The 25664-nt window shown below is 51.6% G+C and carries 25 protein-coding genes; 3 read left to right on the top strand and 22 right to left on the bottom strand.

Annotation, left to right across the window (positions count from 1 at the left end; genetic code table 11):
- Nucleotides 1-15: 15 nt before the first annotated feature.
- From pyk to dnaE, 5 genes are all read right to left on the bottom strand, one after another.
- On the bottom strand, nt 16-1776 hold the full coding sequence (gene pyk, locus Q6A92_RS17950; RefSeq protein ID WP_332238944.1) for a pyruvate kinase: 1761 nt from the start codon (nt 1774-1776) through the stop codon (nt 16-18).
- A gap of 99 nt (nt 1777-1875) precedes the next feature.
- Nucleotides 1876-2835, bottom strand: a complete 960-nt coding sequence (gene pfkA / locus Q6A92_RS17955; protein WP_274402162.1) for a 6-phosphofructokinase — start codon at nt 2833-2835, stop codon at nt 1876-1878.
- Between the two features lie 54 nt (nt 2836-2889).
- On the bottom strand, nt 2890-3864 hold the full coding sequence (gene accA / locus Q6A92_RS17960; protein WP_332238945.1) for an acetyl-CoA carboxylase carboxyl transferase subunit alpha: 975 nt from the start codon (nt 3862-3864) through the stop codon (nt 2890-2892).
- Complete coding sequence (gene accD, locus Q6A92_RS17965) at nt 3822-4721, bottom strand: acetyl-CoA carboxylase, carboxyltransferase subunit beta (protein WP_332238946.1); 900 nt, start codon at nt 4719-4721, stop codon at nt 3822-3824. The genes accA and accD overlap by 43 nt, the downstream gene beginning before the upstream one ends.
- A 317-nt stretch (nt 4722-5038) precedes the next feature.
- Nucleotides 5039-8452 (bottom strand): DNA polymerase III subunit alpha, encoded by a 3414-nt coding sequence (gene dnaE, locus Q6A92_RS17970; protein WP_332238947.1) that lies wholly within the window; start codon nt 8450-8452, stop codon nt 5039-5041.
- A gap of 161 nt (nt 8453-8613) precedes the next feature.
- On the opposite strand from dnaE, the gene Q6A92_RS17975 reads away from it, so the two are divergent.
- A complete protein-coding gene (locus tag Q6A92_RS17975; protein ID WP_274402149.1) occupies nt 8614-8937 on the top strand; it encodes a YtrH family sporulation protein in 324 nt (107 codons plus the stop codon).
- A complete protein-coding gene (gene ytrI, locus Q6A92_RS17980) occupies nt 8916-9443 on the top strand; it encodes a sporulation membrane protein YtrI (RefSeq protein WP_274402148.1) in 528 nt (175 codons plus the stop codon). Before Q6A92_RS17975 ends, ytrI begins: the two co-directional genes overlap by 22 nt.
- 36 nt (nt 9444-9479) lie before the next feature.
- On the opposite strand, the gene Q6A92_RS17985 is transcribed toward ytrI, so the two are convergent.
- The 3 genes from Q6A92_RS17985 to Q6A92_RS17995 form a co-directional block, all read right to left on the bottom strand.
- On the bottom strand, nt 9480-10445 hold the full coding sequence (locus Q6A92_RS17985) for a DHH family phosphoesterase (RefSeq protein WP_274402161.1): 966 nt from the start codon (nt 10443-10445) through the stop codon (nt 9480-9482).
- An 89-nt stretch (nt 10446-10534) separates the two neighbouring features.
- Nucleotides 10535-11848, bottom strand: coding sequence for a DRTGG domain-containing protein (locus Q6A92_RS17990; protein WP_274402147.1), 1314 nt, complete (start codon nt 11846-11848; stop codon nt 10535-10537).
- 32 nt (nt 11849-11880) lie between these two features.
- Nucleotides 11881-12564, bottom strand: a complete 684-nt coding sequence (locus Q6A92_RS17995; RefSeq protein WP_332238948.1) for a metal-dependent hydrolase — start codon at nt 12562-12564, stop codon at nt 11881-11883.
- A gap of 213 nt (nt 12565-12777) precedes the next feature.
- On the opposite strand from Q6A92_RS17995, the gene Q6A92_RS18000 reads away from it, so the two are divergent.
- Nucleotides 12778-13875 carry a M24 family metallopeptidase gene (locus Q6A92_RS18000; protein ID WP_274402144.1) on the top strand — a complete coding sequence of 366 codons (1098 nt, stop codon included), beginning with the start codon at nt 12778-12780 and terminating at the stop codon, nt 13873-13875.
- Nucleotides 13876-14003: 128 nt separating this feature from the next.
- On the opposite strand, the gene Q6A92_RS18005 is transcribed toward Q6A92_RS18000, so the two are convergent.
- From Q6A92_RS18005 to Q6A92_RS18070, 14 genes are all read right to left on the bottom strand, one after another.
- Nucleotides 14004-14861, bottom strand: coding sequence for a glycosyltransferase family 8 protein (locus Q6A92_RS18005; protein WP_274402143.1), 858 nt, complete (start codon nt 14859-14861; stop codon nt 14004-14006).
- Between the two features lie 41 nt (nt 14862-14902).
- Nucleotides 14903-16105, bottom strand: coding sequence for an acetate/propionate family kinase (locus Q6A92_RS18010; protein WP_332238949.1), 1203 nt, complete (start codon nt 16103-16105; stop codon nt 14903-14905).
- Nucleotides 16106-16131: 26 nt separating this feature from the next.
- Nucleotides 16132-17097 carry a class I SAM-dependent methyltransferase gene (locus Q6A92_RS18015; protein ID WP_332238950.1) on the bottom strand — a complete coding sequence of 322 codons (966 nt, stop codon included), beginning with the start codon at nt 17095-17097 and terminating at the stop codon, nt 16132-16134.
- Between the two features lie 53 nt (nt 17098-17150).
- Nucleotides 17151-17276, bottom strand: coding sequence for a hypothetical protein (locus tag Q6A92_RS18020; RefSeq protein ID WP_274400678.1), 126 nt, complete (start codon nt 17274-17276; stop codon nt 17151-17153).
- A gap of 236 nt (nt 17277-17512) precedes the next feature.
- Nucleotides 17513-18007, bottom strand: coding sequence for a GerW family sporulation protein (ytfJ, locus tag Q6A92_RS18025; RefSeq protein ID WP_274400676.1), 495 nt, complete (start codon nt 18005-18007; stop codon nt 17513-17515).
- Nucleotides 17913-18623, bottom strand: coding sequence for a DUF2953 domain-containing protein (locus Q6A92_RS18030; protein WP_332238951.1), 711 nt, complete (start codon nt 18621-18623; stop codon nt 17913-17915). Before Q6A92_RS18030 ends, ytfJ begins: the two co-directional genes overlap by 95 nt.
- 194 nt (nt 18624-18817) lie before the next feature.
- Nucleotides 18818-19489: a bifunctional phosphoribosyl-AMP cyclohydrolase/phosphoribosyl-ATP diphosphatase HisIE gene (hisIE, locus tag Q6A92_RS18035; RefSeq protein WP_274400673.1), complete on the bottom strand. Its 672-nt coding sequence runs from the start codon at nt 19487-19489 to the stop codon at nt 18818-18820.
- Complete coding sequence (gene hisF / locus Q6A92_RS18040) at nt 19486-20244, bottom strand: imidazole glycerol phosphate synthase subunit HisF (protein WP_332238952.1); 759 nt, start codon at nt 20242-20244, stop codon at nt 19486-19488. The genes hisIE and hisF overlap by 4 nt, the downstream gene beginning before the upstream one ends.
- The gene (hisA, locus tag Q6A92_RS18045; RefSeq protein WP_274400687.1) at nt 20234-20977 is read right to left on the bottom strand and encodes a 1-(5-phosphoribosyl)-5-[(5-phosphoribosylamino)methylideneamino]imidazole-4-carboxamide isomerase; all 744 of its coding nucleotides are present in this window, start codon (nt 20975-20977) and stop codon (nt 20234-20236) included. The genes hisF and hisA overlap by 11 nt, the downstream gene beginning before the upstream one ends.
- Nucleotides 20974-21666 (bottom strand): imidazole glycerol phosphate synthase subunit HisH, encoded by a 693-nt coding sequence (gene hisH / locus Q6A92_RS18050; RefSeq protein WP_274400669.1) that lies wholly within the window; start codon nt 21664-21666, stop codon nt 20974-20976. Before hisH ends, hisA begins: the two co-directional genes overlap by 4 nt.
- Complete coding sequence (hisB, locus tag Q6A92_RS18055; RefSeq protein ID WP_274400667.1) at nt 21663-22256, bottom strand: imidazoleglycerol-phosphate dehydratase HisB; 594 nt, start codon at nt 22254-22256, stop codon at nt 21663-21665. Before hisB ends, hisH begins: the two co-directional genes overlap by 4 nt.
- Nucleotides 22249-23532, bottom strand: a complete 1284-nt coding sequence (gene hisD, locus Q6A92_RS18060; RefSeq protein WP_332238953.1) for a histidinol dehydrogenase — start codon at nt 23530-23532, stop codon at nt 22249-22251. Before hisD ends, hisB begins: the two co-directional genes overlap by 8 nt.
- Nucleotides 23519-24169, bottom strand: a complete 651-nt coding sequence (gene hisG / locus Q6A92_RS18065) for an ATP phosphoribosyltransferase (RefSeq protein ID WP_332238954.1) — start codon at nt 24167-24169, stop codon at nt 23519-23521. The genes hisD and hisG overlap by 14 nt, the downstream gene beginning before the upstream one ends.
- On the bottom strand, nt 24166-25362 hold the full coding sequence (locus Q6A92_RS18070; RefSeq protein ID WP_274400662.1) for an ATP phosphoribosyltransferase regulatory subunit: 1197 nt from the start codon (nt 25360-25362) through the stop codon (nt 24166-24168). The genes hisG and Q6A92_RS18070 overlap by 4 nt, the downstream gene beginning before the upstream one ends.
- Nucleotides 25363-25664 lie beyond the last annotated feature (302 nt).

The raw sequence follows: 25664 nt of genomic DNA on the forward strand, positions 1-25664 counted from the left end.
AAAGCCTGTTTTCGATCAAAGCACATTGGCATGGCCGAGATAGATCTTGCCGCGTTCGCCGTCCAGCGTGATGATTTCGCCCGCCTTTAATGTTCCGGTCGCTTTGTCGACACCGATAACGACCGGGATTTCAAATTCCACGCCGACGACGGCGGCATGGGAAGTCAGCCCGCCGACTTCGGTGACGATGCCTGCGGCGCGGCGGATTGCCGGAACATATTCTTTATCTGTCGCCTTGACAACAAGGATGGCCCCGTCAGGCATATTGCGGTTGGCGTCGTCGGCATCTTTTGCAAGATATACCGGAGCCGTCGCAGCCTTGCGCCCGACACCCTGGCCCTGCGCCAGAACGTCTCCGACAACGTGTACCCTGAGCAGATTGGTTGTACCCGCTTCGGCAACAGGAAGGCCGGCAGTAATGACAACCAGTTCGCCCTTCTTGACCAGCCCCGACTTAACGGCACTGTCGATTGCAATATCAAACATTTCATCTGTCGTCTTTGCCACTTCGCTGAGTACCGGTGTGACACCCCAGGCCAGACACATCTTGTGCGCCACCCGCTCTGAGTTGGTCACGGCAATGATCGGAGCTTTCGGACGATAGTGGGAGACGACGCGCGCCGTATATCCGCTGACCGTCGATGTAATAATCGCACCGACATCGAGGCTGAGCGCCGTACGGGCCACAGCTTCTCCGATTGCCGACGTAATCGTCTTCTCGTTCGAACTGCTCAGCCGATTGAGGATGGCCGGATAATCCAGAGCCGTTTCCGCTTTCGTTGCGATATTGCTCATCGTCCGGACCGCTTCAACGGGCCATCTTCCCGATGCCGATTCTCCGGAAAGCATCGTTGCATCCGTTCCGTCAAAAATGGCATTGGCAACATCACTCGCCTCGGCACGCGTACAGCGCGGATTCCGAATCATCGAATCAAGCATCTGCGTCGCCGTGATGACCGTTTTGCCGGCACGGTTGCACATCCTGATCAATCTCTTCTGAACAAGCGGAACATCTTCCGGCGGAATTTCAACACCCAGGTCTCCGCGGGCAATCATCAGGCCGTCGGAGACGCGAAGAATTTCATCGATATTGTCGACAGCTTCCTGGCTTTCAATTTTCGGAAAAATGTGAATATCGTGAACGCCGTGTTCTTCGCAAAGTTTGCGGATATCCAGAACATCCGAAGCGTGGCGGACGAAAGAAGCAGCGATAAAATCAATGCCCTCGCCGATTCCGAAAACGATGTCGTCCGCGTCTTTGTCGGTCATGCCGGGCAGATTAATGCTGACATTGGGGACAATGATTCCCTTTTTGCTCTTAAGAACGCCGGAATTCAGAATCCTGTTGTGAATCAGGCCCGCTTCCTTATCAATTCCCGTCACTTCGAGTTCAACAAGTCCGTCATCGATCAGAATTCTTGAGCCGATACTGACATCATTAATCAGTTCGGGATAAGTGATTGAAAACTTGTCCGCAGTTCCGGCTACTTCAGTTGTGGAAATGTCGACATTTTTTCCTTCTTCAAGCAGAACCTCCGGAGTGGCCATATCATGCGTGCGGATTTCAGGTCCCTTCGTATCAAGAAGAATGCCCACTGTCCTGCCCGTTATCTTACATGCTTCGCGAAGATTTACGACTTTTTGATGGTGTTCCGCGTGGTCGCCGTGGGAGAAATTGAAACGAGCCACGTTCATGCCGGCATGGATCATCTGAACCAGACGTTCAACCGTATCGCTTGCAGGTCCCAGAGTACAAACAATCTTCGTTTTTCTCATCATAATGCCCCCAGCTTTTTAATAATGGCCGCTTATAAATGTTGGAAAAAGGATCGGCCTTTCCGGCAATCTCTTTTCCTTATTTTGAGCTGCCTTGGTTTATATGGATAATTCCTTAGCCAACTGAAACAGGTCATTATTGAATTCGTGCTTTTTCGTAACAATGTCCAGAATGTCATGAGCGACAATTTTATTATTTTCTATGCCGATCATTTTGCCCTTATCGCCGTTCAGCAGCAGCTCAACTGCCTTGTGCCCCATTCTGCTTGCCAGAACACGGTCGAACGCAGACGGCGAACCGCCCCTCTGGACGTGCCCGAGCACGGTCACCCTCGTGTCCATGTTTGCCCGCGCTTTAATGGCTTCGGCAACATCGTTCGCGCTGCCCACGCCTTCCGCAACAACAATAATATTATGTTTTTTCCCGCGCTGCAGGCCGCGGTTCAGGCGCTCGACAATTGTGTCGATGTTTTCTTTCTTCTCAGGAATCATAATCGTTTCCGCACCGTCCGCAAGACCCGACCACAGAGCCAGATCGCCGCATCCGCGGCCCATCACTTCGATAATAAAACGGCGTTCGTGGGAAGTGGCCGTATCGCGGATTTTGTCGATCGCGTCGATAATCGTATTCAGCGCCGTGTCAAAACCGAGCGTAAAGTCGGTGCCGGGAATGTCATTATCGATCGTGCCGGGAATGCCGATCGTCGGAAAACCGAGTTCGGTCAGTTTGACACCGCCCATAAAAGAACCGTCGCCGCCGATGACGACAAGTCCTTCGATGCCGAACTTCTTCAGCTGTTCGATGGCAACGGCACGGCCTTCCTCCGTTTTAAATTCCTCGCAGCGCGCCGTATAAAGGATTGTCCCTCCGCGCTGAACGATGTCGCCGACGTCCGACGCCTCAAGCTTCTTTATGTTGCCGGTAATAAGCCCCTTGTAGCCATGGTAGATGCCGTAAACCTCAATTCCGCGATAAATGCCGCTTCGGACGACCGAACGAATCGCCGCATTCATACCGGGAGCATCGCCGCCGCTTGTTAAAACGCCAATCCTTTTCAACATTACAATCACCTCATTATTTATTCGAGTACTCCTGCATGATGCAGCAGCCTGTTAACTTGCCGGAGTGCCCGGCGACATGGCAAAACTGCCGATTGCCCGGTACTTAGCCGATCGCTGTTTCCGAATCTCGGATTGGCTTAGTTTGTCCAGTTCTTTCAAAGACTCGACCAGTGCTTCGTCAATCAGCCGAGCCTGCTTTTTCGGGTCGTGGTGTGCACCGCCCAAAACCTCCGGAATCAGTTTATCAATTATGCCTATTTTTTTCAAATCGGATCCCGTGATTTTCATTGTTTCCGCAGCCTTTTCAGCCAAGCCGGCATCTTTCCACAGCAACGCCGCCGCTCCTTCCGGAGAAATAACCGAATACCAGGCATTCTCCAGCATAAGAATGCGATTGCCGGCGCTAATTGCCAGAGCGCCGCCGCTCGCTCCTTCTCCGATCACCACACAGACAACCGGCACGGACAGTCCCGACATTTCGAAAAGGTTTCTCGCGATCGCTTCGCTTTGGCCGCGCTCTTCGGCCGCTTTGCCGGGGAAAGCGCCCTTTGTATCAATAAAAGTAATAATCGGCCGATGGAACTTGTCAGCCTGTTTCATGAGACGCAGCGCTTTTCGATAGCCTTCGGGATGAGGCATGCCGAAATTTCTCAGAATGTTTTCTTTTGTATCCCGCCCCCGCTGCTCGCCGATAACGGTCACCGGCCGATGATGGAACTTGGCGATGCCGGCCACAATCGCGGCATCATCCCCGTAAACACGGTCGCCGTGGCATTCAATAAAATCTGTGAAGAGGAGCGGAATATAGTCCAGCGTCGTCGGCCGCTTCAGATCTCTCGCGATCTGGACGCGTTCCCACGGCGCCATATTGCCGTATGTCTCTTTTTCCAGCGCTGCCAGCCGTTTTTCCAGGTGATCCAGCTCTTCAGAGAGGTCGATGCCCCGGTCATCCATGAACTGTTTCAGTTCGCTAATCTTATCTTTCAGTTCATTGACGGGTTTTTCAAATTCGAGGCCGGGTCCCATGCGCCGTCACTCCCTTCGGCATGAATCGACAGCACCGTTTGAAGGACGTGCCTCAGCTCGCCCCGCTCAACGACCTGATCAAGCTGTCCGTGCTTCAGCAGAAATTCAGCCGTCTGAAAATCATCCGGCAATTCTTCGCCGATCGTCTGCTCGATAATCCTCCGGCCCGCAAAACCGATCAGCGCGCCCGGTTCCGCAAAATTATAATCGCCCAGAGAGGCAAAACTTGCAGAAACTCCGCCCGTGGTCGGGTGAGTCATGACCGAAATGTAAAGGCCTCCTTTATCGCTGAATGATTTAAGCGCAGCGCTGGTCTTAGCCATCTGCATCAGGCTCAGCATACCCTCCTGCATGCGCGCGCCTCCCGAAGCCGAGAAGATGATTACCGGAAGGCCGGCCTTTTCGGCATATTCTATCATCCGGGTAATTTTCTCCCCGACGACAGAACCCATACTGCCCATGCGGAACCTCTTATCCATAATCGCAACGGCAGCCTCATAACCTTCAATTTTCCCCTTGCCGGTCAGAACGGCCTCGTTAAGATTCGTTTTCTGCTTGTCCTTCTCCAGTTTGTCCATGTAATTCGGGAAATGAAGCGGATTTTCCGAGATCATGTCTCTGTCGAATTCCGTAAAAGTCCCTTCGTCAAAAAGCATGCCGGCACGGTCATAGGCGCTCAGCGGATAATGATAACCGCATGACTGGCAGACATACAGGTGCTTTTCCAATTCTTTGACATACATAATTTTTTTGCACTTCGGGCATTTTATCACAATGCCCTCGGGAACTTCCTGCTTCGCTCTGGTGGACGGAACTGTGGCGTACTTTTTCTTTTTAACAAAAAAGTCCTTTAACAAGTATATCACCCTCTAACTTTTTCCAAGCCAGAAATCAGTCGAATCTTCTAACATGTCGTTTTTTTTTCACTCATTTTTCATTGAATCGTCGAATGTTTTTTCTTGCTTTCTATAGATTATGTTGTGTTATTTTATTATGTCGATCCGGCAGATTCCATAAAAGCGGGCATTCATGCCGATGTTTGCCGATCGGCTTCTGCCCGGCTGATCAGTCCCCAAACTTCTTAATTATAACAGAGCTTCCTTGGAATTTTAAAGAAAAACTTGAAAAACCCGGGGCCCGGACGCCTCTTGGTTTTTTTATCTTAAAACGGCGCTTATTTTTTTATACCCTTTTTATCATCATACGAAAAAATTCTGCTCGGTTTCAGCATCACATTTTTTTCTCCCAGCAATCGTTCCATTTCCTCAAGAAACTTTTTTTCTGCCGACACCGCATAATTCGAAGCCAGTCCGACGGTCCTTCCCGATTCATAGTGGAGGACGATGCGGTGAGAACCCGGGTGCCCCTTTATTTCTGTTTTCAGCCGGGCAAGAAGATCAGGATGATTATGAGCGCCGTCGATCTTCAGGAAAAGCACCATCCGCCGTCCGGAAAGAAAATCGTCCCATTCAATGGCATGATAAACGCTCAGCTGCGGCCTGCCTTCTTTATGATCTTCAGGCAGCTTTGCCTCAATCACCGCAAGCCGGTCGTTCTGCAGGACATCCTGCAGTTTTTCATAAGAAGGAGGGAAGCAGACGGCCTCCGCGCGGCCCGATTCATCGCTGACAGAGAAAAAAGCCATCCATTGCCCGGATTGAGCCCGAACCGGCCGAAGCTGTTCCACGATCACCGCAAGAGTGACGGACTGTCCGCCGGAAAGCTGCATCGCCCGGCCGATCGTGAGAATCCGCGAAGGAAGCCCGGCACGGAAACGTTCCATAGGATGGGCGGACAAATAAACGCCAAGCACTTCTTTCTCATAGCGCATTTTTTCAAAAGCAGTCAGCGGCGGAACATCCGTATAGCCATCCTGAGGATTCTCGGGCATTGAAAAAGAAGCCTGGCCGGCAATCCCCTTCCGTTCTTCCTCGTCTGCCGCTATTGCCTGATCCAGAGTCGCGAGGAGAACCGCGCGATCCGCACCGAACTCGTCCATCGCCCCGGAAAAAATCAGTGATTCGACAGCTTTCCTGTTGACTTTTCCGGAGGAGACCCGGCGGCAGAAGTCGTATAAATCACGATAAGCGCCGTGCTTCCCCCGCTCTTCAACGATTTCTCCGATCGCTCCGGCACCCAGATTCTTTATTGCCGACAACCCAAAAAGTATCCCGTTCCCAAGAGGTTCGAACGCCCCCGGACTGCGGTTGACCGACGGAGGATAAACTGCCATGCCTGCCCTGCGGATTTCCATGACCGACGAAGCGAGTTTATCCTGGCTGCCGACGATGCTGGACAGATGCGAAGACATGAATTCCTGCGGATAATGGGCTTTCAGATAGGCAAGCCGATAGGATATTATGCTGTAGGCCACCGCATGAGAACGGTTAAATCCGTAGTTGGCAAAGCGGACGATCAGATCAAAGACGCGGCGCGACGTGTCTTCGGGATAGTGATTCTTCCTGCAGCCGGCCAGAAAGCTTTTTTGCTGTTCCTCAATCATTCCCCGCTTTTTTTTCGAGACCGCGCGGCGCAGTATATCGGCCTGTCCCAGCGAATAGCCGGCCATCTTCACGGCAATCTGCATAATTTGTTCCTGGTACACAAGAACCCCGTAAGTCGGGGCGAGAATAGGTTCCAGATCGGGATGGGGATAATAAACCGCTTCCTCGCCGTGCTTTCTTTTCACATACTGATCGATAAATCGGACAGGCCCGGGTCGATAGAGAGCGGCAACGGCAACAATATCTTCGAATTCCGTCGGTTTCAGTTTTCGAAGCACCCGGCGCATTCCCTCAGATTCCAGCTGAAAAATGCCTGTCGTATCGCCGCGGCTGAGCAGCTGAAAAGTTGCGGGATCGGCCGGAGCAATGTTTTCGACGTGAAAGGCCTTCCCGGTCCGAAGCGAGACGCGCCGGATAATCTCCCTCATGAAGGTCAGATTCCTGAGCCCGAGAAAGTCTATCTTCAGAAGCCCCAGCGATTCGAGCACATCCATTGGATATTGCGTCACCGGAATGTTGTCATGCCCCTTCTGCACGGGCACGATATCAGTGAGCGGTTGATCGCTGAACACAACCCCCGCCGCATGGATCGACGAGTGCCTCGGCAATCCTTCCACCTGTCCGGCCAGGCGGAACAGAAAAGCGGCTTCCCGCGAGCCGGCCAGCAGATCGCGCAGTTTCTGAGATTCCTGATATGCTTTTTTCAATGTCATTTTCGGAGCGGAAGGAATCAGGCGGGCCAGGCGATCGACAAGCCGGGGATCCCCGCCCAGCACCCGGCCGACATCACGGACGGCAGCTTTGGCCGCGAGCGTTCCGAAGGTAATAATTTGGGCTACATGCTCCTTCCCGTATTTTTCATAGGCATAAGCAATCATTTTATCGCGGTCGACATCCGGAAAATCCATATCGATATCCGGCATCGTAATCCGTTCGGGGTTCAAAAAGCGTTCAAAAAGAAGGTTGTATTTCAAAGGATTCACTTCAGTGATTTTCATTGCATAGGCGACCAGTGAGCCGGCAGCCGAGCCGCGGCCGGGTCCGGGCATAAATCCCGATCTTCTCGCATGGTCGATCAGGTCGCCGACAATCAGAAAATAGTCGTTGAATCCCATCCGGTCAATAATTTTCAGCTCTTTTTCCAGTCTGTCTCTGACTTCGGCAGTTATCGGGCTGATGCGCTCCCGCACCCCCCGTTCGCATTTTTCACGCAGCAGCTGAGCCGAACTTTGCCCTTCCGCTACCGGAAAGGACGGAAGCCTCATTCGGTCGAAAGTAAAATCGACCCGGCAGCGCTGCGCGATCTGTTCACTCGCCGCGACCGCCTGCGGAAAATCGGCGAAACGCTCTTCCATCTCTTTCATGGATTTAAAATCGTAATCGGGATGCTCGGAAGGGTGATCTTTCAGCCTGCCGCCGTTTCGGATGCACGCCAGGCACGCATGTGCCTCCGCATCCCGTTTGTCCATATAGTGGACGCCGTTTGTTGCGACAAAGGGAAGCGAAAGCGAACGGCCGATGGCCAGCTTGCCGCGTTCAACCGTTTTTTCATTGCTGAGCCCGTGACGCTGGCATTCCAGAAAAAAACTTCCGGGAAAAATTTCAGCGAGCTGACCCGCCAGACGGGCCGCCTCTTTCTGCTGCCCGGCGGCAAGCAGCCTGTCGATCCGCCCCTCCGGACCGGCCGATAAAGCGAGCAGACCCGCCGAGTATTCGGCAAGTTCTTCGATACTGACCGTGCGGGCCTTTTTATATTGAACAATGGAAGCCAGTTTGACCAGATGGCCGTAACCTTCGTTGTTTTCCGCCAGCAGAATGAGCGGGCCGCCATCTTCTTTTTCTCCGCTTTTTCCCCCTATGTTATTACGCTCGACGGCTACTGAAAGTTCCATGCCGATGATCGGACGAATGCCGTTCTTCTTGCAGGCATGGTAAAACGGAATCGCGCCGTAAAGGGCATTGCTGTCGGTCAGAGCCAACGCTTTCTGTTCTTCCTCTTTGGCCCGTTCGGCGAGCTGCCCGATCCGGCAGGTACTGTCCAGCAGACTGTATTCACTGTGTACATGGAGGTGTACAAACGGCATGCTGTCATTCTCCCCTTTTTCCGACTTTCTTCATTCATTATAGTATACAGGCTATCGGATGAAAAACCGGAATAACGGCACGACCCGTCCCATAATCTGTACAAGGGCAGTTAAAGTTTTTCTTTGAAATTTGCAGCAGCTCCTGAAGGAGGAGAAAGTCTATGCGCGCTTTTTTCGCAACGGCGATCATGAATTACTGTATCGCTTTCGGCGTGATCATCGGCGGATGCATCGTCGGCGGAATCGGTGCATTTTTTATCAGCCAGCCGCCGTTTTCGGAAATGAGCAGACTGGCTTCCACGATGAAAATCTGGGCCGTTGTCACCGCTATCGGCGGCACATTCGATACCATTGAAAATTTGGAGCGCGGATTCCTCAATGGCAGTCCCGCCGAAGTCCTGAAACATCTCCTGCTGATCGCCTCGGCCATGGTTGGAGCCCACTCGGCAAGCCTGATTGTCCAGTGGCTGACGAGGTCGGGCTGATGCGTATCCCCCCCTATCATCGTATGCCGGACCGGCAGCGATTTCTGGCCGGATGCGTCATCGGCGTGCTCGTCGGTTTTTCTTTTTTCCTTTTTCTTTTCGGGGCGGCTCAGGAAAGACAGATCGATAAAATTAGAGAACAAAGCGCGGAGATCCAGATGCTGGAAAAGCAGAAAAAAGCGCTCATCGACGCCGAAGAACAAAAAAATGAACAGTTGGAAAAGAAGATGACCGTTCAGGAAGTAGACGTGACGATTGCCGATGCCGGCCTGGAAAAGGCCATCCGTACCGAACTCGAACAGGCCGTTGCCGATGAACTGAATTCCGTGATCAATCACAGCATTGAATCGGTTGCGGACAGCCAGCAGCTGATCGAAAAAGCGGTCGAACGGAAACCTTTTACCGCCGCAGACGTTACCTATCGCTTTCATGTAAAAAGCATGGCCATTTTCTCGACATTAACGCTCCGGCTCGAAGTCTCCGAAAAAAAGGACAACAGCCGTTAGAAGCGACAAAAGATGCCTGAAAACAGCTGTTCCGTTTCAGGCATCTTTCTCGGACGAGTTCATTTGCAAGGGCTCTTGCCGGCAAAGCGTCCGCAGATCGGCAATCATGCGATCGGCTTCTTCCCAGCTGTGTACCGTGGCTCCTGCGGCGAGCGGGTGCCCGCCGCCGTGATAGATTTCAGCGATCCGGTTGATCACCGGGCCTTTAGAGCGGAGACGCGCCCGGATCGAATCTTTTTCTTCAGAAAACAGAACCCAGGCTTTCAAATTCTCGACATCCGAAAAACAGTTGACCAGCAGCGACGCATCCGAAGATTCAAGATTAAAGGAGCGGATCAGATCAAGAGGAAGCTTGATAAATCCGACGCCTTCCTCAGTCAGAGTAAAATGCTGAAGGACATATCCGTTCAGCCTGGCAAGAGCGAGTTTCCGCCTGTACAGATCATTAAAGAAAGCCTGGCGGCCGAACGGATGTTTGATAAGCTCGGCGGCGGTAAGAAACGTTTCAGGCGTTACATTGCTGAACTGAAAGCGGCCCGTGTCGCCGACAATGCCGGCGAACAGAAGCCTGGCCGCCGAATCCGTCATTTTCAGCTCCGGGTGCGTCCGATAAATCGACGCAATCATTTCGCTGGCCGAACTGGACGACGTGTCTACCCATTCAGGGTCGCCGTAGGAATCAACCACGGGATGATGATCAATTTTAATCAGGCGGCTGCCCTTGCCGAACCGTGCGTCGGATATCCGTTCGCGGTTGGCCGTGTCGCATACAATGACCAATGCGCCGGCATATGCCGCGTCATCGGGCGCGTCCATCGGCAGAAGGAAGCGAAGGGACTCTGCATCCTCGCCTACGGCATAAACTTTCTTTCCAGGAAAATTATCGCGAATCAGGCAGGCCAGTCCGCCCTGTGACCCGAGCGCGTCCGGATCGGGCCTGACATGGCGGTGAATAATAATCGTTTCATATTTTTGAATCCATCCAAGTATCTGATCAATCAGCAACACAGATCCCTCCATTGGTAGCGGATAAAAGATATTTTATGCAGTGGATGACGGTCTTAATCATCCGTCCAGCCGTTCCGCGCCGGTCAGAAACGGTCGATGAACTGGGCGGTCAGCAGGGCCTTCCCGCACAGTTGATTTTCAACAAATAATTCAATATCGAGTTTTCCGTTGCGGCGCGTTGTTTCCAGTATTTTCGGGAGAATAACGACAGTCTGTTCAATCTGTACCGGTTTAAAAAAATAAAAGGACAGATTATCAATGACCAGATCGCCCTTTCTGAGATGATTCAATACCCGCCGTCCGACCGTTGTGATCATCGATGTCATGACGCCGTAGGCAAGAGAGCCGAGGTAATCGGTCATCTGAGGTTTGACGGTAAACTGAAAAATATCATTTCCCCCGGCCGATTGATCGACAAGCCCCGCCGAAACCAGATCCTCAATGGTTTCCCCCATCTGCGGCTGCTGCTGAATCATCTGAAGCGATTTCATCACATCGCGGCGGGTAATGATGCCCAAAAGCGTTTCGTTTTCATCGACGACCGGGAGGCATTCAATCCCTTCCCAGATCATTCGGTGCGCGGCGGCCGCGACAGAGGTCGTCGGTTCGACCACGATCGGCCGCGGCGTCATCACTTCATCAATCGTGTCGGCGCCTTCATGCCCCATGACGTCTTTCATCGCGACAATACCGACCACTTTCATTTTCTTATTAACGACCGGGAAACGGCTGTGCGCGCTTTCCCGGTTCAGTTCATGCCAGCGGGCGGGAGATTCCTTACTGAACAGAAACTGAGTTTCAGAGAACGGGATCAGGATGTCGGATACATGCACAATCTCTTTTTTGATCAGCTGATCATAGATTGCGCGGTTGATCTTAGTGGCAACAGTAAATGTGTCGTATGAGGTTGAGATAACCGGGAGATTCATCTGATCAGCCAGGAGCCGGACATCTTCGCTTGTGTCGAATCCGCCGGTGATCAGTACGGCTGCTCCCTCTTTCAGCGCATAACGGTGGACGGCTTCCCGGTTTCCGACGATCATCAGGTCGTTGGCATCGATATAGCGTTTAATCGCATCCAGTTCCATCGCGCCGATAATAAAATGATTCAGCGTTCGGGAAAGGCCGTCTTTGCCTCCCAGAACCTGTCCGTCGACAATGCCGACGATCGACTCGAAAGTCAGTTTTTCGATACTTGCCTTATCTTTTTTCTTAATCCGGACAGTTCCCACACGTTCCACAGTGCTGACAAGTCCCTGAATTTCCGCATCCTTGATTGCCCGGTAGGCCGTTCCTTCACTGACCTGAAGTATTTTGGCAATCTGACGGACCGATATCTTGCTGCCTATTTCGAGATTCTGTATATAATTCAGAATCTGATCATGTTTCGTCTCCATACACTCACCAAACTTTCCGGGATACGAACGATTTACAGCTCGAATGACTGGCCCGGTGCAAGCACCAGAGCCCGATCTCCCAGCCGGTCGGCAAACCGGCGCACATCCTGCCTGATTACAGGGAATGTATTATAGTGAATCGGGACGACTTTTCCCGCCTGAATCCACTGCGCCGCAATCTCCGCATCGTCGGGACCCATCGTAAAATTGTCGCCGATCGGTAAAAAGGCAAGATCAATTTTGTTTTGTTCGCCAATCAGTTTCATATCTGAGAAAAGGGCCGTATCGCCCGCGTGATAAATTGTTTTTCCTTCCAGGTAGAGAAGCAGTCCGGCAGGCATGCCGGCGTATACGATCCGCCGGTTTTCGGATTCAGTGACACTTGAGCCGTGAAAAGCCTGTGTCAGTTTCACACGGCCGAAAGGAAAGTCAAATCCGCCGCCGATCGACATACCGTGCGTCTTCAGTCCCTTCCATCCAAAATAGGTTGCGAGCTCGGCAACCGCGATCACCAAAGATCCGTCGCGCCGGGCGACCGGCTCCACGTCTTCCACATGATCGCTGTGTCCGTGCGTTAATAAAATAGCATCGATTTTAGGCAAGTCCTTAATAGATATTTTTGCCAAACTGTTGCTTGTAATAAACGGATCAACCAGAAGATTAGCTTGGACTGTTTCAATCAGAACCGTCGAATGACCGATAAAAGTGATACGCATTCGTTCGACCCCTTTTCTGCGAGTGGAAAATTTTCCCCCTCTTAATTAATTTCATTATACACTACCTTCAGCTTGATTCGAAAGCAGGGAAACCGCTTCCGCCATGTTTACGGCAGTTTGATGAAAAAATAAGTTTCGTTGTTGAATTTTCATCCGCTCTCCCGCAGTTTGTGATACATTAAAGATATTATCTTTCGAACCGGGGTGACCTTTTTGCCAGATAAAATCGAAAAAGTTGAGGATTGGCTGAAGCATCATGACGGACGTTTTGCCTACATAGCCGATCCGATCAATGTTTATTATTTAACCCATTTTAAATGCGATCCTCATGAACGCTTTCTGGGACTGTTCCTTTTCCCGGACCGGGATCCTTTCATGGTATGCCCGGAGCTCGAGGTCGGGCAGGCACGTGCGTCGTCATTCGGCCGTGAAGTGATCGGCTACCGTGATGATCAGGACCCCTGGGCAATCGTCGGGGCAGCGCTCGCATCCAGAAAAACCGTCAGCGGAAAGATTTATCTCGAGCCAAGTACCCTTCCCTACAAAAAAGTACTGGCTCTGAAAACGCTGTATAACGATGCTCCTCTTGCCTCAATCGAAAATCTGCTTGCCACCATGCGCAACATTAAGGATAAAGACGAACTGGCCGCGATGAAAAAAGCGGGCGAAATGGCCGATTATGCGGTCGGACTCGGGATCGAAGCTATAAAAAAAGGCAGGACCGAACGAGCAATTATTGCCGAGATCGAGTATGAACTGGCCAAGCACGGCTATTCGGAAATGGCTTTCGACACCATGGTGCTGACCGGCGAGAACAGTGCCGCCCCGCACGGCTATCCGGGTACGCGGCAAATTAAAGAGGGCGACTTTGTCCTTTTCGATCTCGGTGTCGTGATCGACGGCTACTGCTCGGACATCACCCGAACGGTTTGTTATAAATATGCCTCGGATGAACAGCGGAAAATTTATCGGACATGCCTTCAGGCGAACAAGGCTGCCATCAAGGCAGCTCAGCAGGGACTGCGTATCGGCGATCTGGACGGCGTGGCCAGAAAAATCATCACAGACGCCGGCTACGGCGACTATTTTACTCATCGGCTCGGCCATGGGCTCGGGCTCGGTGAACATGAAGAACCGTCCATGAGTGCCGCAAATGACGGCACTCTGGCTGCAGGAATGGTTTTTACGGTCGAACCGGGGATTTATGTGCCGGAGGTCGGCGGCGTACGGATCGAAGACGACGTCTACCTGAGCGAAGACGGGCCGGTCACGCTGACTCACTATCCGAAGGAACTGCAGATCATTTCATGAGACTGTCCCGATGCAGGCCCATGTCTATGAAGATGAAACGGAGCGCCGCAGCAATTGACCTGCGGCGCCCCGTTTTTTAGATGGCATCCCGCCCGGCAAAAACTTCCGGGATCGTTTCATCGCGCGTTTTATTCGCGAAGATAGGCGGGTGAATTCTTTTTGTTTCTGTCAGGCGATAGTTTTTCGGCATATCGGTGAAAAAAAAAGCCTAGATCGCCTTTATAAGTTTTATGCCACGGTTTCTGTTTTCCGCAGTAATGGATGAAGACCGTGTGTTTCCGGATCCAGTTCAGATCGGCCTCATCACCGTTGATCATCAATAATTTCTTTAAATCATAGACTCTGGCGTCATAATTGTAATAGGCTCCGCATACCGGAATGATTCTATTCCAGTAAATTGCGTTAAAAACGTCTTGATCCGGAAGAAGCAGCCGGTGCTTGTACTGCTCGATGTAAGCAAAAATCTGCTCGGCCGGATCGCTCTTTTTCAGCCCGCTCACATTCATCAGCAGTACCCCGGTATTAAAATACCCCTTTGCATTCGGTATCTTCAGACGCATCTTATTGAAAGTCCTCGCCATCCGCGCTGAATATTCATGCTCCGACGCGATAAAAAAAGCTTCGCCAAACGGCTTATTGTAGAAACGGGAGACAGGATTCAGACAAACGACATCCGGATCCAGGTAGAGCACGCGTTCGACCGAATCCGGCAGGTAAAGATAAGCAATCAGGCGATAGTACATTTCCGACGTAAAATGCTTGAGAACGGTCGCCTTTTTAAAGATCAGCGGATCGACATAGAGGGAGGTGAATTCATGGCCTTCATTCATGACAAAAGCATTAATATCAGCTAAATGCTTTTCGGCCATTTCAGAGTGCATCATGTAGATAGAGAAATGTTCCTCCGGATTATTGATAAAAAGCGATTTCAGCATGACTTTCAGCGGATATAGATAATTGGCATTCAGCGTGACAAGAATATTCATTCACAGTCCCTCCAGTCCGTAGCCCGATACGCATCCATTCTTTATATCTTCTGATGATGGACGGAAAGGCGCACCGTGTCTCTGGCGATCATGACTTCTTCATTGGTCGGAATGACCAGCACCTTGACCGGAGAATCCGGTGCATTGATAAATTGTTCTTTCCCGTTCACTTTATTCATTTCAGCGTCGCAATGTATTCCCATAAATTCCAGCCCATCCAGCACTCTTTCGCGAATCAGCGAACTGTGCTCCCCGATGCCGGCGGTGAAAATAATGGCATCGACTCCGGACATTTTAGCTGCGTATGATCCTATGTATTTATGAATGCGTTCCACAAACACTTCGATGGCAAGTCCGGCCCGTCTGTTTCCTCTCCTCGCTTCTTTTTCTATATCGCGCAGATCGCTGGAAAAGCCGGAGATTCCCAGCAGGCCGCTCTTCTTGTTCAGCACATTAATTACTTCACTGGCGTTCATGCCGGTTTTATCCATAATATAGGGGATCAGGGCAGGGTCGATGTCTCCCGAACGCGTTCCCATGGTCAGCCCGGCAAGGGGGGTAAACCCCATCGATGTATCGATTGACTTTCCTCCCTTAACGGCCGTGATACTGGAACCATTGCCCAGATGGCAGGAAATCAGTTTAAGTTCTTCAATGGGCCGTCCGATCATCTCCGCCGCGCGAAACGTCACGTACTGATGGCTCATGCCGTGAAATCCGTATTTTCGAATGCCGTAATCCTTGTAATATTCATAGGGCAGGCCGTAGAGATAGGTGCTGCTTTCCATCGTCTGGTGGAACACCGTATCGAACACCGCTACCTCAGGCACATCGGGAAGGACTTCCCGAAAGGCCTTGATTCCGACCAGGTTGGCCGGAATATGCAGCGGAGCGAGGTCGGAAAGGCTTTCGATTTTCTTAATGACTTCGTCCGTGATCAGGACGGAATCATTAAACGACTCCCCTCCGTGCAGCACCCGGTGCCCGACTCCCTCGATCTCCGACAGCGAATGAATGATCTGCAGTGAAGTCAGTTTTTTAAGCAGTTCGCGCACCGCTTTTTCATGATCGGGAATAGAGTAAATTTCCTGCTTTTTTTCCCCTTTCACACTGATTGAAAAAATTGAATCCGGCAAACCGATTCTTTCCACAGAACCTTTTGTCACTAATCTTTCATCAGGCATGTCGAGTATCTGAAATTTCAGTGATGAACTGCCTGCATTGATTGCAAGAATTAATGCCATGTCTTCACCTCCCGTTCATTTTACGATCAGCGCGCAAACCATTGATCCATTTGAATCATAAAATCCCGCATTTTGCGTTCATCCGAGAAATCCGGCATTTCGGCAAGAAGCGTCTGTTTCGGAACAGAAGCGCCCCTGCCCTTCTTCTGCAACAGAATCACACTCTTGGCTGCAGCCGCATTTTTGAAAAGTGAGGACGGCAGCTGAAGAAGTGCCAGAATGGCCGCATTTTTCTGAATGAAGCGATGAAAAAGGTGTTCCTTGTCTTCCGAGAATAGTTGATTGGGAATCAGATAGAAAAGATATCCGGATTCCTTCAGCTGTCTCAGACCTTTTTCAATAAAAAGAAAATGTGTGTATGCCTTCCCGTTAATCCCGTTCAGTTCAAACGACTTTGCCGACTGCCTGTCCGGATAGATTCCGACCGGGACATCGCAAACGACAAAATCAACAGGCCCGGAATAGATGGGCCCGAGTCCGTCCTGATGAAAAAAATGGATCTCTTTTTGCTGCAGATTGGCATTCGTAAAAGCCAATTTAAGCATCAGGTCATCCGTTTCCGCTCCGTATGCCGCAATATGATCCGTTTCAGCCTGATTCATGACGCCGGTCAATAGATTAGCTGTACCGACTGCAGGATCGAGAATGGAAAACGGCCGGCTGCCGGCCAGAAGTGCGACGACATGTCCCATTAAAATGACCAGACTGTCCGGCGTCATTTCACGGCCCGGCCGCGGCTCGGCCTTCATCCCTTTAAGTGCGGCAAGCTGAAAAGCGCGGCGGATCTCTTCCGCAGTCATTCCCTCACGATAGAAATCCGTATAAAACGGCTCAAGTTTTTTCCCCAGTTCTTCATCCTGAGCGGTTCCCTTGAAGATTATTTCACCGGCTGTGCAGAGCGCTTCGAGATAGCTTATATGACGATGCTCCCTGATCAGCCGGACAGATTGATCGAAAACCGAGAACAGCTCGCTTACTGTCGTTGTTTGCAAATTTTTTCCCCCATAATGAAGCGCTTACAACATAATAAATATGACAAAATCCCTCAGTCTCTTTTTAGCCCGCTGCGGGTGATCTCTTTTAGCACATCGTCCGAAGCCGCCTGATTTCGCCGACCCATTTGATTTCCCAAAAACTTTGCCAAGTCATTGACAAATGTCACACTTTCCATTTTTTAAATCACTCCTGTATTTACTATAGATTAATTGTAGCGGCAGAGCAACCGGAACGCAAGTCAGAACGGATTCCGGAATGAGACAAACAATCGGGCCGGACCGATTCATCCGCTGAAATAATCTATTTACGAAAAAAAAACGAATAAGTTTCTTTTTTCCGGATCCGTAAAAAAATTCCGGCCTTCAGACAAAGACCGGAAAAAGTTCAAAGATTTATTTTCAAGCGGCTGCTTCAAAAGTCGACGTCATCCGTCCATTCATTGCTGCGCCGTCTTTTTTTCATAGTCCTTTGCTGCCGGCGCTCGTTTTCCTCTCCTGACCCGCCGCCCGCGTTCTCAAGAATCTCTTTAACCTTTTCGACCGTTTGCGGAGCCAGGTCGATGAGCCTTTCATACAGATGCGTGCTATTATCCAGATGAATGGTCTTGACTCCCGCCGGACCGACAATCAGAAAAGCGATCGGAGTAATCGAGACGCCGCCGCCCGTCCCGCCTCCGAACGGCAGGTAGGCTTCCGTCTCCTCTCCCGGCTCTTCGTCAGTATTTTCATTTTTTACAGTAAATTCACTCCCGCCGGCTACAAATCCGAAACCGACTTTGGAGATTGTCACAATCATGTGTCCGTCCTTAGTCTCAATCGGTTCGCCGATAATCGTTCCGACGTCGATCATCGACTGAAGATTTTCCAGCGCTGTCTTCATCAAGCCCTGAATGGGATGATCCGCCATTGCATTCTCCCTCTTTCACCTGCCGCCTTATCTGCCGCATGATAAGCATAGCTTCCCCCGCTTTGATCGTGATCATGCACGATAATCGGGAAGTGAAAATTTTTTTCTGCTTTTTCCGGAACAGAGGAATCACTTCGATTGAAGGCCGGCCGACCATCATTTTTCCGATCAGGGGCATGACAGAATACTTGACCGACCAGATGATCCCGCAGAGCATGGCGGTTGCCTGTGCATTCTCAACCCCGCAGGATGTCTTCCAGAAAAAATCGCTGAGGCATACTCTTTCCGTCAGATCAAGAGAACGGATTGTTCTGACGATCTGACGGCTCAGACGATACCAGTCATGCATGGGCTGAAATGCATCGCCGTCCTTGCCGGTCCGGACCGGCCTTCGGTTGTCCGCTTCCTGTTTTTTAATCCATTCTCTGAAAGTTTCTTCAGTAATTTTGAATGATTTCAGTTCTTTTTTCCAGAAAAAGACAGTTATTTCCGCTTCCAGCCGATCCGTTCCGATCAGGCATGAAATCCGGCAGGCAAGGACGCTCTTGAATAAAACAACGGCAAATATAAGAACAGCGGCCAAAAAGCAAAGCAGGAGCGCAAATAGAAGCATCATCCGTTTTCCCTCTTCAGATCCATGCGGGAGGCACGGTGCATTAATTTTATACTTATTATTAGCCGCAAAAGGCGAACTATCCTTAAAAATGCGAAGGATCGATAAAAAACCGCCGGAATCAATAAACGATCCCGGCGGCAGGAGTTTAGCGTTTCCGCGGACGCAGATGGACAAAAAGGGGGTAAGGCTCGGATTTAATTCACTTTTTTCGCTTTTTCCCGCTTGAATTCGCTTTTTTCGCGGTGACGTTTTTCAAGCACATGCAATACACGGTCAAAGCCGATCTTCTGCTCGCGAAGCATGACCAGTGTATGGTAAACGACATCGGATACTTCCCATTCCAGTTCATCTGCCGACCGGTTCTTGGCGGCAATGATCACCTCGGACGTCTCTTCGCCGATTTTTTTCAGGATCTTGTCGATGCCTTCATTGAACAAGTAAGTCGTATAGGTGCCTTCCGGGCGCTCCGCTTCACGCTCGGCAATCACGCGTTCCAGTTCGGCGAGAATGCCGTAGCGTTCATTCCCGCTCTTTACGGATTCCAGCTTGTCGCTCTCCTCCGTCTTGAAACAGCTGTAACTCCCGGTATGGCACGCAGGACCCGCAGGATTGACTTTGACAATCAGCGCATCCGAATCGCAGTCCACCGCCCAGTCGACGATTTTCTGGATGTTTCCCGACGTTTCGCCCTTGTGCCATAGTTTCTGCCTGGACCGGCTGAAAAACCATGTTTCACCCGTTTCAAGCGACTTTTCGAGCGATTCTTTATTCATATAGGCAAGCGTCAATATTTCTTTGCTCTGTGCATCCTGAACAATCACCGGGATGAGCCCTTTTTCATCAAATTTGACATTTTCCGCATTCATCGGATCGCCACTCCTTTTTGTTTCAAATATGTTTTAACTTGTGCAACCGACGTCTCTTTATAGTGAAAAATCGAAGCGGCCAGTGCGGCATCTGCTTTTCCGGCACTGAAAACATCCAGAAAATCAGACGCTTTTCCGGCACCTCCGGAAGCAATGACCGGCACATCGACGGCCTCACTGATTTTACGTGTCAGATTCAGTTCAAACCCGCTCTTCTCCCCGTCCCGATCCATACTGGTCAGCAGGATCTCGCCGGCTCCGAGCGAAACGGCTTTTTTCGCCCACTCGACAGCATCCAGATCCGCCGGTTTTTGCCCGCCGTGTGTATAAACTCTGTATGAGGACGTTGCCGGATCAAACTTCGCATCAATCGCGCAGACGATGCACTGGCAGCCGAAAAAATCGGCTCCGGCTGCAATCAGTTCCGGATTTTCCACTGCCGAACTGTTCAGAGACACCTTGTCCGCGCCCGCGCGCAGCAAAGCCTTTATGTTTTCCGGCGAGTGGATGCCGCCGCCCACCGTAAAAGGAATGGCCAGTTTGGCGGCTGCCGCCTTCACAACGTCGACCATCGTGTTTCTGCCTTCATTCGATGCGGAAATATCGAGAAAAACAAGTTCGTCCGCACCCTGGTCGTTATAGTACATCGCCAGTTCGACAGGATCGCCGGCATCACGCAGCTGAATGAACTGCTTGCCTTTGACGACACGCCCTTTTTTTACGTCAAGACAGGGAATAATCCGTTTAGCCAGCATGCACGTCCACCACCTTTAAGGCTTTTCTGAGTGAAATCTGTTGTGTGTAAATCGCTTTTCCGATGATCGCACCGCTGATCCGGCCCGATCCCATTTTCACCATGGCCGCCAGTTCTTCCGTACTGGAAACACCTCCGGAAACGACGACCGGCATTCCGATTTCAGCCGCCAGCTTCCCGGCGCCGTCCTGGTCTGCGCCCTTTAAGGCACCGTCCCGTGAAATATTGGTATAGATGAAATGGCGGGCACCGAATCCGATCAGCCTTTTTGCCAGATCGGCCGCACTCAGTTCGGAAACCTCCAGCCAGCCCTTTACTGCTACTTTGCCCCTTTTAACGTCAAGACCGATGGCAATCGAGTCCGGATAGCGGCTGAGAGCCAGCCGGACGAATTCGGGATCCGCAATCGCCGAACTGCCGAGAATCACTCTGCCGACTCCCCGATCCAGATATCGATCGACTGTTTCCATATTGCGGATGCCGCCGCCGACTTCAATATGTACCGGCACCTCGGCGGCAATTTGTTCAATCGTGCGGCGGTTCAGCGGCCGGCCTTGCCGGGCTCCGTCAAGATCGACAATATGAAGCCATTGTGCTCCTTCGCTCAGAAAAGTTTTTGCCGTCATAACGGGCGAGTCGCTGTAAACCGTAGACTGGCCGTAGTCTCCCTGAATCAGCCGGACGCACTTTCCGTTCAGAAGGTCGATTGCCGGATAGATCGTAAACATGACTATTTTCCCTCCTCACGCGGCGCAAGCGATGCCGACGGCCGGGAAACGGCGGTTTTGTCCTGCGGCAGCCGATTTACAAAGCCGAGATAATTTTTCAGGAGCGCCTGTCCGAACGCACCGCTTTTTTCCGGATGAAACTGCGTGCCGAATACGCGGCCTTTGCCGACAACGGCCGGAACCTGTCCGTGGTAGTCCGCCGTCGCGATCAGAATCGACGGATCCTCTGTTTCAGCGTAATAAGAGTGAACAAAATAAGCATAATCCGGTGCCAGCCCATCAAGCAAAAGGGAATCCGGCTGCCTGAATTCAAGCGTATTCCAGCCCATATGGGGAACTTTATAGCGTTCTCCCGTAATCGGAGCCGTCCCGCTGAAGCGCACAATGCGTCCTGAAAGGAAAGCAAGGCCTGCGGTCAGGCCGCCTTCCTCGCTTTCCTCGAATAAAAGCTGCATGCCGAGACAGATCCCAAGCAGCGGTTTTTTTTGCACATAACGTGTCAGAAAAGCAGAAAGCTGCTTTTTATTCAACAGCGCCATCGCATCCTTAAACGCGCCGACCCCGGGGAGAATCAATCCGTCCGTTTCGGCGAGCTCATCCGGACGGTCGCTGATCGTAAAATCCTGGCCCAGTCTTTTCAGCGCCTGGCTGAGACTGTATAAATTGCCCATGCCGTAATCGACAATCCCGATCATCCCAATGTTCCTTTCGTCGACAGGACCCCCTGAATCCTTGGATTTTGAACCGATGCCGCGTCAAGGGCGCGCCCGAGTGCTTTAAAAATCGACTCGATGATGTGATGCGTATTTTCTCCGTAACGAACGGTTACATGCAGATTCATGCGCGCTTCAATAGAAAGCTTATCGAGAAATTCAGGTACCAGTTCCGTATCGAACGTGCCGACTTTCTGAGCGGGCAAAGTTCCGTGAAAGACAAAATACGGGCGGCCGCTGAGGTCGATGGCTACGTCCGACAGTGCCTCATCCATCGGGATAACGGCATAACCGTACCGATTGATTCCTTTTTTGTCCCCAAGCGCCTGGCGGATTGCCTGCCCGAGACAGATGGCGATGTCTTCCGTCGTATGATGATCGTCCACGTCGGTATCTCCTTGCGCCTCGATGCCGAGATTAAACAGGCCGTGCTTCGCGAAAAGCGTCAGCATGTGAGTCAGGAAGGGCACGCCGGTTTCAAGGCGCGATTCGCCGCTGCCGTCGATCGCAAAATGCAGTTTGATCTGTGTTTCAAGAGTATTCCGCTCGACTGCGCCTGTCCGTTTATTCATGAACAGCGGCCCCCTTCATGCGCTCTTCGACGGCCCGTGCATGGCCTTCCAGCCCTTCGAATCGGGCGAAAGCGGCAATCGCCGGACCGTTTGCTTTCAGCGCTTCATCCGTGTATCGGATCAGACTTGACCGTTTAACAAAACTCTCAACGCCGAGAGGGCTCGCATAGCGGGCCGATCCGTTTGTCGGAATAATATGATTGGGGCCGGCAAAGTAATCGCCGACCGGCTCCGAGCTGTACATGCCGAGAAAAATGGCTCCCGCATGCCGGATCAGCGGCAGAACGGATTCGGGATCGGCCGTCGCCAGTTCAAGATGTTCCGGAGCGATTTGATTTACAAATCGGGCCCCTTCCTTAAGATCGGCCGCAAGCACAATCTTCCCGACCGTTTCAATCGCCGGACCGGCGATTTCATGCCGCGGCAGCACCGCGAGCCGGCGGTCGACTTCTCTGTCGACTTCCTCAGCGAGCTGCCGGGACGTCGTGATCAGTACGGGCATCGACAGTTTATCATGTTCCGCCTGGGAAAGCAGATCGGCAGCTACCCATTCCGGATGCGCCGTCTCGTCAGCCAGAATCGCAATTTCGCTCGGTCCGGCAAGGCTGTCGATCGCGACATCGCCGAACACCTGTTTTTTTGCCAGCATCACGTACAGGTTCCCGGGCCCGACAATTTTATCAACCGGACGGATGGTTTCGGTTCCGTAAGCGAGCGCCGCAATCGCCTGCGCCCCTCCGACCTGGTAAATCTCCTTAATGCCGATCTCATGAGCGGCAGCAAGCACCCCGTCCGCAATCAAACCGTTTTTCTGAGGCGGAGAGACCAGAACAACGCGCCCGACTCCGGCAACGAGGGCCGGGAGAGCGCCCATCAGGACAGACGAAGGATAGCTCGCGGTCCCGCCCGGTACATAGACACCGACCGAATCAAGTGCTGTTACCTTCTGTCCGAGGACGACGCCGTATTCCACTGTTTCTGTCCATGACGAAGGCTTTTGCTTTTCATGGAAGGCACGGATATTCTTGGCCGCCCGGCGGATTGCCCGGATCACTTCTTCAGGAATGCGGCGATAAGCTGCGGCCGCCTCTTCATCCGAAACGCGCAGCTTTTCCAGTTCGATTCCGTCGAATTGTTTTGTATAAGCTTTCAGCGCTTTGTCGCCTCCGGCTCTGACCTGTGCAATGATCTCACGGACAGATTGCTGCGCCTCTTCTTTGGCCTCAACTTTCCTTTTCTTTAAAAAACTTAAATTCCCGTTTTCAATCCATTCCAACTTTGATTCCTCCCGTAGCCCGGATCATTTTCTCAACAATCTCGTCAATGACGGGCTTTTTCAAGCGATAGCTGACCGGATTGACGATCAGCCGCGAACTGATATCCATCAGCCGGTCAAACTCAATCAATCCGTTCTCTCTGAGTGTCGTTCCCGTGGAAACAATGTCGACAATGGCATCTGCCAGACCGACGATAGGAGCCAGTTCAATAGAACCGTTCAGCGCAATCAGATCAATCTGTTCACCGCGGCGCCGATAAAAATCGGAAGCAATGTTCGGATACTTTGTCGCAATCTTCAAATAAGGATTCTTGCTGCGGTGTCCGGGAAGCCCTGCCACGGCCATGTGGCATCTGCTGATGCCGAGATCGACCATTTCATAAACATCGCGCCGGCTCTCGAGCAGGACATCTTTTCCGGCAATCCCTATATCCGCAGCGCCGTACTCAACGTAAGTCGGCACATCGACCGGTTTGGCAAGAATAAAGCGAAAGGGTGCAGCATCCGGATCTAAAATCAATTTGCGCGTCGTTTCGAACGTGACGGGCAGTTCGAATCCGGCGTTTCTTAGGAGGCGGCACGCATCGCCGAAAATCCGGCCCTTCGGCATCGCCACCGTAATAACCGATTCATTCATCCTTTTGTCTCCGTTTCCTCAGATTTCAAAAAGCGTTCAATCGTTTCAAACTGCCGCGCAAAGGCTTCGGCATCAGTAATGCCGTCCGCATGCTGCAGAACGACAGTGCGTCCTTTTTCCCTCTCCCGTGCGGCAAAGCGCATTGCTTTCCCCGCATTTTCCCGATCATAGATGACCGCCTGTTTGTGCGGTTCGGCCGGAGTTCCGCCTGCCACGCTCATCAGCCGGTCGATCCGGATGCCGAAACCGGTCGCCGGACACGGGCGGTGAAACTGTGCCAGCAGATCGTCATAGCGGCCGCCGCTTGCCACCGGAAAACCAAGCCCCCCGCCGAATCCTTGAAAAACAAATCCTGTATAATAGCTGAGATGCGGCATCAGCGTGATATCCAAATCAATCCGGCCATCGAGATGATCGATTTTCAGCAGCTGAATGAGTTCAACGATATGTTGATAATAGGAACGTACAGGAATTGACGATCCGGCCGTCAGTTCTCTCAGAAAATCAAGCGTCGCCTGATTATCCATCCTTCTTGAATCGATAAATGTATTCAGTCTTTTCGCCGATCGATCGGATAAGTGCAGCGAAGCGACATATTCATGAAACCCGACATCATTTTTATTATAAAGCAAATTGCGAAGCTGTCTGACCGTTTCCTTGTCTTTTACAATATCATAGAAAAAAGCATTGACAAATCCGACATGGCCGACCGCGAGCCGGATCGACCGAAGTCCGGCCTTCTTAAGCAGCGTCATCAGCAGCGAGATCACTTCCACATCCGCATAAGGTGTCGCGTCGCCGATCAGTTCCGCTCCGGTCTGCTCGAATTCACTCGGGTGCCCGCCTTCTCTCCTCTGGCTCCGGTACAGTGCCGCCGTATAGGCAAGGCGCAGCGGAAGCGGCTGCTTCCTCAGACTGGAAGCCGCTATCCGCGCAATCGGCGTCGTCATATCCGGGCGGAGTACGACCGGACGCCCTTCGACGTCCAGAAATTTGAACAGCTGGCCGTCTTCGATGGCCGAAGCGCGTCCGATCGTTTCAGCGTACTCCAGCGCAGGGGTCTTTATAAAATCGTAGCCCCAGCGCAGCAGTTCCCGGCGGAAAATCGCTTCCAGCCCGGCGATCGACCGCTGAGCCTCGGGAAGCGTATCCCGCAGCCCGAGCGGCCTTTCAAACATAAACGGTTGTGTCATTAAGATTTTCTCCTTCTCTGCAGCTTTTCTCTTTCTTTTGTTTATCCAAATAAAAGGGAAGAAAGCCTTCTTCCTTCAGGTTCCGTTTAAACTGCAACCCGTCAGTCAATAACCTCCGGTTGTTTTGCTTTACTTCACTAGTATGGTAAAGTATGTTATGTGTATTTTAGATGAAAGTTCACCATAAGTCAAGTAGAGTTGTTTCCCTTTTAAAAATTTTCCCCACAATCAAAACCACCCTTCAAAGGGTGGTTTGCTCTAAGGCTATAAGCCTTGGATTACCGACCAGCGTCTCAAGGCGC

The sequence above is a fragment of the Sporolactobacillus sp. KGMB 08714 genome, assembly GCF_036598985.1.
Lineage (GTDB): Bacteria > Bacillota > Bacilli > Bacillales > Sporolactobacillaceae > Sporolactobacillus.